This window comes from Caldisericaceae bacterium, from assembly GCA_036574215.1.
GTDB lineage: Bacteria > Caldisericota > Caldisericia > Caldisericales > Caldisericaceae > Caldisericum.
Genome location: JAINCR010000032.1, coordinates 1 through 10,142 on the forward strand (window position 1 = coordinate 1; position 10,142 = coordinate 10,142).

General features: G+C 32.5%; 12 protein-coding genes and 2 tRNA genes. 7 read left to right on the top strand and 7 right to left on the bottom strand.

Features of this window, described 5'->3' with window-relative positions:
• Nucleotides 1-464: 464 nt before the first annotated feature.
• Genes bcp through K6343_01595 form a run of 5 tightly spaced genes read left to right on the top strand, consistent with a single transcriptional unit; the run spans nucleotide 465 to nucleotide 4,751 of the window.
• Nucleotides 465-932: a thioredoxin-dependent thiol peroxidase gene (gene bcp, locus K6343_01575; GenBank protein ID MEF3244664.1), complete on the top strand. Its 468-nt coding sequence runs from the start codon at nucleotides 465-467 to the stop codon at nucleotides 930-932.
• The gene (locus K6343_01580) at nucleotides 933-1,451 is read left to right on the top strand and encodes a cysteine hydrolase (protein ID MEF3244665.1); all 519 of its coding nucleotides are present in this window, start codon (nucleotides 933-935) and stop codon (nucleotides 1,449-1,451) included.
• 3 nt (nucleotides 1,452-1,454) lie between these two features.
• On the top strand, nucleotides 1,455-2,096 hold the full coding sequence (locus K6343_01585) for a hypothetical protein (protein MEF3244666.1): 642 nt from the start codon (nucleotides 1,455-1,457) through the stop codon (nucleotides 2,094-2,096).
• Nucleotides 2,075-3,976: a hypothetical protein gene (locus K6343_01590; GenBank protein ID MEF3244667.1), complete on the top strand. Its 1,902-nt coding sequence runs from the start codon at nucleotides 2,075-2,077 to the stop codon at nucleotides 3,974-3,976. Before K6343_01585 ends, K6343_01590 begins: the two co-directional genes overlap by 22 nt.
• Nucleotides 3,939-4,751, top strand: coding sequence for a PD-(D/E)XK nuclease family protein (locus K6343_01595; GenBank protein ID MEF3244668.1), 813 nt, complete (start codon nucleotides 3,939-3,941; stop codon nucleotides 4,749-4,751). Before K6343_01590 ends, K6343_01595 begins: the two co-directional genes overlap by 38 nt.
• On the opposite strand, the gene lexA is transcribed toward K6343_01595, so the two are convergent.
• The 3 genes from lexA to K6343_01610 form a co-directional block, all read right to left on the bottom strand.
• Complete coding sequence (lexA, locus tag K6343_01600; protein MEF3244669.1) at nucleotides 4,728-5,321, bottom strand: transcriptional repressor LexA; 594 nt, start codon at nucleotides 5,319-5,321, stop codon at nucleotides 4,728-4,730. The genes K6343_01595 and lexA overlap by 24 nt on opposite strands.
• A 69-nt stretch (nucleotides 5,322-5,390) precedes the next feature.
• Nucleotides 5,391-5,475, bottom strand: a tRNA-Leu gene (locus K6343_01605).
• A complete protein-coding gene (locus K6343_01610) occupies nucleotides 5,476-7,140 on the bottom strand; it encodes a ribonuclease J (GenBank protein MEF3244670.1) in 1,665 nt (554 codons plus the stop codon).
• Between the two features lie 191 nt (nucleotides 7,141-7,331).
• On the opposite strand from K6343_01610, the gene K6343_01615 reads away from it, so the two are divergent.
• Nucleotides 7,332-7,406, top strand: a tRNA-Gln gene (locus K6343_01615).
• Nucleotides 7,407-7,408: 2 nt separating this feature from the next.
• Here the strand turns inward: K6343_01615 and K6343_01620 are convergent.
• The 4 genes from K6343_01620 to rplS are packed head-to-tail and all read right to left on the bottom strand — an operon-like array spanning nucleotide 7,409 to nucleotide 9,233.
• A complete protein-coding gene (locus tag K6343_01620) occupies nucleotides 7,409-7,747 on the bottom strand; it encodes a YraN family protein (GenBank protein MEF3244671.1) in 339 nt (112 codons plus the stop codon).
• Nucleotides 7,728-8,330, bottom strand: coding sequence for a ribonuclease HII (locus K6343_01625; protein MEF3244672.1), 603 nt, complete (start codon nucleotides 8,328-8,330; stop codon nucleotides 7,728-7,730). Before K6343_01625 ends, K6343_01620 begins: the two co-directional genes overlap by 20 nt.
• On the bottom strand, nucleotides 8,314-8,847 hold the full coding sequence (gene lepB, locus K6343_01630; protein ID MEF3244673.1) for a signal peptidase I: 534 nt from the start codon (nucleotides 8,845-8,847) through the stop codon (nucleotides 8,314-8,316). The genes K6343_01625 and lepB overlap by 17 nt, the downstream gene beginning before the upstream one ends.
• Before the next feature lie 2 nt (nucleotides 8,848-8,849).
• Nucleotides 8,850-9,233 (bottom strand): 50S ribosomal protein L19, encoded by a 384-nt coding sequence (gene rplS, locus K6343_01635; protein ID MEF3244674.1) that lies wholly within the window; start codon nucleotides 9,231-9,233, stop codon nucleotides 8,850-8,852.
• A gap of 134 nt (nucleotides 9,234-9,367) precedes the next feature.
• Between rplS and K6343_01640 the strand changes: the two genes are divergently transcribed.
• The coding region (locus K6343_01640; GenBank protein MEF3244675.1) for an EamA family transporter at nucleotides 9,368-10,142 on the top strand (775 nt) is incomplete at its 3' end.

A 10,142-nucleotide genomic window follows, 5' to 3' on the forward strand; every position in this document is an offset into this window, starting at 1 on the left:
TCAGGGTGACAGGGGAAAAAGAAATAGGATGACAGGGGAAAAAGAAATAGGATGACAGGGGAAAAAGAAATAGGATGACAGGGGAAAAAGAAATAGGGTGACATGGGAATAAGAAATAGGATGACAAGGGAAAAAGAAATAGGATGACAAGGGAAAAAGAAATAGGATGACAAGGTAGGAGGATTCAGGGAAACTAAGAAAAAGAGTGCTAAGGATAACAAACAGAAAACTTTAGGATGAAGTGGTGAGTGTTATTCTGCAATTTTTTCCTTGTGAAAGCAAGTGTGAAACTGAAGGATCTTATTTTTTTTTGCTAAAAGGGTGAAAAATTCCCCGCGATACTTCTCCCAATTTAACTTATTGATAAAATCTTAGTTTTGGTAAAACTAAATGACGGAGAATTTTTTTTCAAAAAACCTATTTTATGGAACACTATAGGATTATAATAAAATAAGGAGGTTAAAATGGTAAACATTAATGAGAAAGCAACAGATTTCGAATTACAAGATGCTTACAACAAAACACATAGACTGAGCGATTATAGGGGAAAAACGGTAGTGCTCTATTTTTACCCGAAAGCTCTTACATCTGGCTGCACTAAAGAAGCAGATGACTTTAGAGACAACTACGAAATTCTAAAAGAGTTAAATGCCGAAGTTATTGGAATAAGTGGAGACAAACCTGAAACCTTAAAAAAATTCATTGAGAAAGAAAACTTGCCTTTTGTTCTTCTGTCTGATACCGATTACTCTGTTTGTAAGACTTACGAAGTGTATGTAAAAAAGAGTATGTATGGAAAAACTTACTTTGGAATTGAAAGAACAACGATTATAATTGATAAAGAAGGTATCATAAGGAAGATTTATAGGAAAGTAAAAGTTAACGGACATGTTCAAGATGTAATAAACTCTATTAAAAGTATGGAGGTTTAGATGAGAGCATTAATAATCGTAGATATGCTTAAAGATTTTGTTGAAGATTGGGGTGCATTAAGAATAGATGGTGCAAAAACTATTATACCATACATTAAAAGCCTAAAAGAAGAATTCGTTAAAGAAAATAACCCAGTAATTTATATTTGTGATAGCCACGATGCAAACGACAAAGAGTTTAATATCTGGCCTCCTCACTGCGTTGAAGGAACAGAAGGAGCAGAAATTGTTGATGAATTAAAAAATAGTGAAAAAGATATTGTGATAAAAAAGAAAACTTATTCTGGATTCTTTAGCACAAACTTAGATGAAACTCTAAAAGCATTAAATGTTGATAAACTGTACATTGTAGGTGTTGCAACGAATATTTGTGTCCACTATACAGCATCTGATGCAATTCTAAGAGGTTATGAAGTGTTTATACCGTGGAAAGGGACAAAAGGAATAACAAAAGAAGACGAAGCATACATGAAGAAACATTTTACGAACGTCTTAAAAACTAAAATTATTGAGGGGTAAATCATGGTAGACAAAAATTTAATTTTAAAAAAGGTCGAGGAAAAAGGTAAAGAAGGCATAACAAAAAGTGAATTAAGAAAAAAGATAAAAATTAAAAAAGAAGAGTTAGAGGCGTTGGTAGAAGCATTAACAAAAGAAAATAAGATTATTGATAAAAGAGGTAGACTCTTTGCAAAGTCATTCGAAGAAAAAGAAAGTGCATTTGTTAGCCTTGAAGAGCTTGAAAAAACGAAAAAAGAAATTTTCAAGGAAATTGACTCTCTAAAAGGTAAGATCGCCGAACTCAAAAACGAAATAGATAGAGTGTACGAATACGTTGATGATGTGTTTTTATATCTTAAAAAGGAAAAGGGTATTACCAGCCAAAAACCGAGTATAGATGATTTACTCATCATTTATGATAATCTCAATGCAACCCATAATTTTGGAGACTCAATCCCCTTACCCCTATTCAAAGATGAGATACTTGAAAAATATAACATAAGTGAGAATGAAATTGATGAACTTCTTCTTGAACTTGATAGGAAAGAAATCATCTACCTTCAGACACTTGATAATAAAAACGATTTTGAAGATAGCAACAGAGGGATAAACTACCAAGGGCGACTGCTTTATTTCATAACATGGATGAAAAGACAATTTTAGAAGAATTTAAAAAACTTAGACCTTTTTCGGATAGTGTTGTAAAAGATCCACTTACAAACGATATTATTGATGTTGAAAGTATCAATAAAGATTCATTTAACGACATTATATCAACTTTAGAAGCAGTTAAAAAAACTAAAAAGCCAGAAATTCACGTTATTCAAGGAGAACCAGGAAGTGGCAAATCGCATCTACTTGCAAGAATATACAGAAATGCAGAAAAAGAGCGTTTTTTATTTGCTTTATACAATCCAAAATCTGTAAACTCAAAACAGATTTACTCTTCTTTACTAAAAAGCCTTTTTAGTTGTTTTGAAACAACCCACCCAGAATTAAAATCAAAACCTATTAACCACATTAAAGGTGAAATCATAAAAATTGGGTTAAGAAATTATCCCGAAGAAAAAGTAAAAGGCAAACTCAAAGCACTTATTGAGGAAATTAAACACCAAGAGAATAAAACTCTCCCTTACTCTACATACATTACATTTACTTCAATCAATAAAGAAGACCAAAAGGTGCTTAGATCTTACATAATTAACGAAACCTTAAAATTCATAAAAGAGAAAAGTGAAAAACAACTTGGAAAAATATACTTAAAACCAATACTCAGTGCGCTTATTAACGAAGAAACATACGATATTCTTTTGGACTTAATTAACGAAGGAAATTTAGACAAAGAAAGCACGAAAAAAATTTCACTTTCAAGTGGTTTTGCAATTAACGAGGACATAGCAGAAGAGATGCTTGCAAGTTTAGTCCTTATTAGCCCTTTTCCAATTCTCATTTCAATTGACCAATTAGAACATATAGACTCGCACTTATCTCAAGACGAAATTAAAAATACACTGGAAACTATCATTGATTTTGTAATTAATTCAACAAATGTTGCACTTCTTTTAAGTGCTCAAACCCAGATATTCCAAAAATGGAGAGGTTTTTTACCGCAACATTTACAGCAAAGATTAACAAAGGTTGCAACTCTAAAACCAATGACATTTGACGAAGGTTTAGAGATAATTAAAAAAAGAAACGCCCACTATTTTTCACTTCTTTCTTTTAAGCCTGATAACGCCTTATTTCCATTTGATGAAAATAAACTAAGAAGATTAATGGAAGAATATAGAATTAGGTCTCCAAGAGGCGTAATAAAACTTGCAGATCAGTTGCTTAACGGAGAACAAATTTCAGTAAAAAAAGAAACGGTAAAAGAAATTTTTAATAAAATCCTCCAAAAAACAAAATATGAAGTCTTTAAATTTGACGAAAGATTTGGTGAATTACTGATTGCTCTTCTCAATGGAAAAAGATTATACGAGAGAAGTAAAAAGTTAATCATACAAGTTAACGATAAAATCATTGCTATAGACAACTCACACACCTACTTTAGCACAGTAAAAAAATTATCTGCTCTAAAAAGAAAAAAGAAATTTAGCATAATTACGCTTGTAAGAGAAAAAGATAAAACCATTACCGAAAAAAGAAAATCTTACGCCATTATCCAAAAGGATAACATACAAGTAAGGTACTTTACAGAAGTTGAAGGAAAAGAAATTATTGCCGCATACGAACTATTAAGTTATACCGAGTCACAAGATTATGAGTTAGATTTAAAAGAAGTAAAAGACTTTGTAAAAAATTTTGTGATAGAATGCTTGCCTAAGACAAAAGAAATAAATAACCCGGAGATTTTAAACATCTTAGAACGCATCAAGAAAGATTTACAAAGACGTGTTATGATAGTCCGACTTTCAACATACACACAATCTGAAACACCTGAGGTGAGAGAATTGATTATAGAGAAACTAAAAGAATTGAACGAATTTGAAGTAAAAGAAAGAGATGACGGAGACTATTTCATACTTAGAAAGCCCGCTTGAAATTTCAGTTTCTGATGTGCTTACTTTTACGAAATGCAAAAGAGCCTTTGCGTATAAACTTGATGGTAAAAAGGTTAATTTTAGATTTGAAAAGTCAACCTACACTGGCATAAAAACACATAAAATTCTAAGTGACTTTGCAAGGTATTTTGAAGCAAATCTATTTGAAAGGAGCTTAGAAAAAAAATCGTTTAATGAGATTTATTATTACTTGAGAAGTCTTTTCTTTAATTCTGTAAAAAAAGAGTTAGAGACCGACAGACTTTCATCTTACGATGAAATTATGGAGTTTTTGGACAATTTTTCTGGATACATTGCAAGTATCATAGAAAAAACTAAAAATACACAGATATTTACTTTCCCAGAAAAACCAATTAAGTTTGAACTGTTTAAAAATCTATACATAAAAGGCAGAATTGACGTTTTAATTAATGATGGAGAAAAATTAAGACTCATAGATTACAAAACTAAAAGTGAAAATGTTAATGACGATACAATTCAATTATCACTTTATTACAAGGGCTTAAAAGAAGCATACAACCGTAAAGTAATACCAACAGTCTTATATTTTGAAAAGAACTGGATTAATTCAGAAGAGTTAGACGAAGATTTAATAAATAATGTTCTCAATCTAATAACTTCGGAACTAAAAAAATTTTTCAAAAAATACAAAACTCAAAATTACGAATTTGAGGTTGAATCTTTTGAATACTGCAAATTCTGTAGCCTAAAAAACACACCCAAATGCAAATTACTTAGAAATTCCTCTATATAAGCCAATAACCTTCCCAATAATTTTTACATCCCTTGTAATAAATATGGGTTTATACGCAGGATTTTCAGGAACAAGGTAAACACCATCTTTAAATTTCTTCACCCTTTTGACGGTTGCCTCATCTCCAATTACTGCAACACAGATATCACCCTCTAAAACAGGGATATCTGGGTCCACAATGACAAGATCGCCGTCCTCGATATGAGAATTGACCATACTATCTCCTCTAACCTTCAAAACAAACGCATGTGGGTGCCTCCTTGGATCAATAGGAAAAGGTAAGAAACCTTGAATTTCCTCAACTGCAACTACAGGATCACCAGCATGCACTGAGCCTACAAGTGGAAATTTATTAATGACTGGTGCAAGGACTGTGATTGACCTAGCTTTGCCTTGGGTTTTCACATATCCAATTTTTTCTAATCTCTTTATATAACCGTGGACTGTTGCAACAGATTTTAAACCCAATTTCTCTTTTAGTTCCCTATAAGTTGGGGAAACACCTTGAGATGTAAAGTCAACAATTGCATTCAAAACTGCCTGCTGCTTTTTAGTAAGTTTTCTTTCCATGAATACACCTCAACATATTATACGAACATTTTTTCATTTTTCAAACTAAATGAAAGTAGTTATAGAGATTGGTGCGGGAGAAGGGATTTGAACCCTTACGGGGGTTACCCACTGGAACCTGAATCCAGCGCGTCTGCCGTTCCGCCACTCCCGCCTATTTTTCAGTTAGGATCGTTGATATCACCATTGGTGGTTTGACGTTTTGCTTCAAGATTCCTTTAACTTTACCTTCGATTTCTTTTGAAAGACTATCAAAATTTTTTGTTTTCGCAAAACTGTTAATAATCTTTTCAACTTCAAGTTTTATCTTTTTCAATATTTCACCCTCAGTTCCCTTAGGAAGGACAAAGCCTCTCATCTCGATATGTATCGGACGAGCTAATTGTCTATTCTTCTTCAAAAATACCATTACAAGGAGAATCCCTTTACTTGCAAGTTCTCTTCTTTCTCCTATATGTGTTAGTTCATCTTGGTTTTTCACAATAAATTTTAGATTACCCTCTATAAGAATTTCACCAAGAGAAATTTTTGGTATTCTTTTTAGTTGATGAGCACTTAAAGATACCCCTGAACCATTCTCAAGAATAAAGATGTGCTGAGGATTTATACCCTCATCTTCTGCAATTTTCTTTGCAAAAACTAAGTGTTTATATTCCCCATGAACTGGAACAAAATACTTCGGTTTGGTAAGGTTAATCATAAACCTAATGTCTTCTTGGGAACAGTGGCCTGACACATGTATTCCATCTTCTTTTCGGTAGTAAACAAATGCTCCAAGCCTAAACAGATTATTCACAACATCTGAAATAAGCCTTTCATTTCCTGGAATTGGGTCAGCTGAGATTATAACCACATCTCCCTTTGTAATTTTTATACCGTTGTGCTCTCCGTTAGAAATTCTTACAAGACCAGACATCGGCTCTCCCTGTGTTCCTGTGGTAATGATTGTTACCATTTTTTTAGGTAGAGAATTAACTTGTGAAATATCAATTTCAAAATCTTTATTAATTTTCAAATATCCGAGTTTCTGTGCAATTTTTGTAGATTCAATTATACTTCTTCCATCAAAAGCAATTTTTCTTCCAAGTCTTTCGGAGATATCAATAATTTGTTGAATCCTATGGATATTTGTTGAGAATGTTCCAACTATTATCCTTCCAGGTGCTTTCTCCATAATTTTGTAAAGATTCTGCCCAACTATTGATTCGGAACCAGTTAAACCACTTTCATCAGCGTTCGTTGAATCAGAAAAAAGCACATCAATTCCTTCTCTTGCAATACTTTCGAGTTTTTCAATATCCATGGGTTTACCGTCAATAGGTATTGCATCAAATTTATAATCACCTGTAAAAAAGACTCTTCCCTCATTAGTTTTTACAACAACACCAAAACTTGCAGGGATACTATGAGTAACGGAAATAAAGGTAAACTCAAAATTACCTATTTTAACAACATCCCTTGCCTTGACAACTTGAAAATTTAGGCTACTTTTCAATTTTGGTGGAATATTTTCTTTCACCAAACCCAAAGTTAGATCAGAACCTAAAATTATCGATGGCTTTACCTCTTCTAATAAGTATTTCAAACCACCGATGTGGTCGAGATGACCATGTGTAAGCACAATTGCCTTGAGCTTATTTTTATTTTTCAATATGTAATTGTAATCGGGAATTATAAAATCAACACCAAAAAGATCTGGTGGTGGAAACTTAAACCCAAAGTCAACAATAGCTAAATCTCCTCTATACTCAAGAAGAGTTGCATTTTTACCAATTTCTCCTATTCCACCTAAGGGAATAATCTTAAATTCGTCTTTCATTTTTTTCCTCATTTATTTTAAATTTTTATATCGCAATTATTCTATCTTTTTACATTATATACGAAATCTTTTTTAGTTAAAGAAAACCTATTAAAGAGTTTACGTGTCTTAACAACCGAACAGAAGAGAAACTCATTTAGTGTATATCCCCTCTTGACATCTCCTTAAAAATCAGTAAAATATAAAGGTATTGGGGCGTAGCCAAGCGGTAAGGCAACGGACTTTGGATCCGTCATTCGAAGGTTCGAATCCTTCCGCCCCAGCCAATTTAAAAAATATCTGTAAAAAAGTTGATCTCAAAGGTATCACCTGATTTTAAGATGTCAATGACTGCTATTTTATAGTCTACATCTCTTCCTTTAAGGTAGAAGTCAATTGAATTTTTGATGTGACTAATTTTTGTCTCTCCTATTGCTTCACTACCTCTACCGAATAAAACACTGCTCCTTGTTTTTACCTCAACAAAATATAGTGTTTTCAACTTTTCTGCTATTATGTCTATTTCTCCAAAAGGCGTTCTATAATTCCTTTCAAGAATTTTGAATTTGTTCTCTTTAAGAAATCGGACTGCCTTTTCTTCTCCTATTCTACCCAAAGAGTTTTTCACTATATAACTTCCTTAAAAATTTCTCCCTGTGAATTGGTGTTTTTCCATGGGTTTCAATTGCTTTAAAATGTTCTTTTGTTCCATACCCTTTATTTTTTTCAAACCCGTAGTGAGGAAAAACATCCGCAAGACTATCCATAATCCAATCCCTATAGACTTTTGCAACAATAGAAGCACAACTTATCTCGTAGATAAAGGAATCACCAGAAACAACAGTCTTTTGCTTAAAAGGAATGTCATTAATTTTTTTATTACCGTCAACCAAAACAAAAATTGAATAAGAGCCGCTTTCCTTATTTTTTAGAGAAATTTCAAAACTTTCCAAGGCACGTTTCATAGAAAGTAAAGTTGCATTTAGTATGTTTAGCTTATCAATTTCTTCAACAGTAGCAACACCAACACCTACGGAAACTGCTTTATTGATGATTTCATAAAAGAGAGAAAGTCGTTTCTTAGGAGAAAGTTTTTTTGAGTCTTTAATTCCTTCTATTTTGGTTGTAATTGCAACGGCTGCGGAAACTACAGGCCCTGCTAAAGGGCCTCTTCCAACCTCATCTACTCCGACTTTAAGGATTTTCTCCACTATACGCAAGTAAATATTTAAGGTGATTTAAGGGCCAATATACAACAATTGCCTTTCCAATAATACTTGAAATTTTAATAGGACCAAATGAACGTGAATCAAGACTCACTGACCTATTATCTCCCATAACAAAAACTGAATCAGAGGGTATCTTAACTTCCCCCATATCCTGCATAGGTGAGTTTATATAAGGTTCTTTTAATGGTTTATCGTTAATGAAAACAACACCATTTTGAATTGAAATAGTTTCATTGGGAAGACCAATTACTCTTTTGATATACTTATCAGTTGAGTTATTTGGAGGAGTAAAGACAACAATATCGCCTCTTTGAGGTTTATAGAATCTGTAAGATATCTTTTCTACCAAAACAAGGTCATTAGGTTGAAGAGTTGAAACCATTGAGGTCATTTCCACTCTATAGGGTTGTATTACATAAGCCCTTATTAAAAACGACAATAGGAATGCACTTACTAATAAAATAATCCAGTTTCGAATTTCTTTTACAAAATCATCCATTATTACTCTTCGCTATTTTTCTCTACCTTTTCTTTGTTTGGTGTTTCAACTTTTTCCTTAACAACTTGGGCTTTACCAACCCTACTTCTAAGGTAGTAAAGCTTTGCTCTTCGGACATCACCTTTTCTTTTTGTTTCAATCTTCTTAATTAAAGGCGAATGTAAGGGAAAAACTCTTTCGACACCAACACCGTATGACACTTTCCTTACAGTAAATGATGCGTTAATATTACCCGAACTTTTGGCAATTACCACGCCTTCAAATACTTGAACTCTTTCTTTTCCGCTTTCTTTCACTCTTACATGTACCCTTACGGTATCGCCTACACTAAATTCAGGTCTTTCCTTAATATACTCGTTTTCAATTTCCTTAATAACTTCCTTCATATTTAATCAACCCCTTTCATTTTTCGAAAGTTACCAAATTATTATACAGATTTTGAATTGTTTTGCAACAAAATCAACACACTTTTATGGTATAATTAACCATATTATTATAAACTCATAAATAAAGGCGGTCTATGGAAAATAAGAAAAGTATTATAGTAAACACAAGTTTATTTTTACTATTTTTGATTTGGGCAAATTCCTATACTTTTATAAAAATCGCACAAAGACAACTTACTCCTTTAGCACTTGTTTTAGCAAGGTTTTTTATTGTCTTTCCATTTCTATTTTTATTCAAAGAACTTTATACGGGCTTAAAGAAAATTAAAAGTTTAAGTATTTTTTTAAAAATCCTTTTAATTGGAATACTCATCGTCCCTTCATACCATCTTGCTTTAAACACTGCAGAAACAATGATTAATGCATCCGTTGCAGCACTAATTGCAGGATTCAGTCCCATCATTACTAGTATTCTCTCTACGCTTATTCTTAAAGAAAAATTAGAACAAAAAAGAATTCTTGGGCTTATCATCTCTTTTATAGGAGTAATTACTCTTACATACGGCATTTCCAATAGTTTCAAAATCGAAAACATTTTAGGAGTGTTTTTAAGCCTTTTAGCAGTAACTTCATGGGCTCTTGCAACAGTAATTTCCAAATCGACTTACAAACACTTTAAACCGATCGAATTAAACACACTTGGTTTGTTCTTTGGCACAATTTTACTTATTCCTTTTACTAATGTTAGTCACATACAAAAACTATTAACGATCAATAAAACAACGATTTTTGCTATACTATACCTTGGTATTTTGAGTATCCTTATAGGCTACACTGTGTGGTTTAAGGCGCTTGAATACAAAGAAGCTTCTACTACTGCAACTTTTATCTACTTAAACCCAATAATTG

Coding starts and splice junctions, on each gene's coding strand:
- bcp (MEF3244664.1), top strand. CDS start 465: ATGGTAAACATTAATGAGAAAGCAACAGATTTCGAATTACAAGATGCT.
- K6343_01580 (MEF3244665.1), top strand. CDS start 933: ATGAGAGCATTAATAATCGTAGATATGCTTAAAGATTTTGTTGAAGAT.
- K6343_01585 (MEF3244666.1), top strand. CDS start 1,455: ATGGTAGACAAAAATTTAATTTTAAAAAAGGTCGAGGAAAAAGGTAAA.
- K6343_01590 (MEF3244667.1), top strand. CDS start 2,075: ATGGATGAAAAGACAATTTTAGAAGAATTTAAAAAACTTAGACCTTTT.
- K6343_01595 (MEF3244668.1), top strand. CDS start 3,939: ATGACGGAGACTATTTCATACTTAGAAAGCCCGCTTGAAATTTCAGTT.
- lexA (MEF3244669.1), bottom strand. CDS start 5,321: ATGGAAAGAAAACTTACTAAAAAGCAGCAGGCAGTTTTGAATGCAATT.
- K6343_01610 (MEF3244670.1), bottom strand. CDS start 7,140: ATGAAAGACGAATTTAAGATTATTCCCTTAGGTGGAATAGGAGAAATT.
- lepB (MEF3244673.1), bottom strand. CDS start 8,847: ATGGATGATTTTGTAAAAGAAATTCGAAACTGGATTATTTTATTAGTA.
- rplS (MEF3244674.1), bottom strand. CDS start 9,233: ATGAAGGAAGTTATTAAGGAAATTGAAAACGAGTATATTAAGGAAAGA.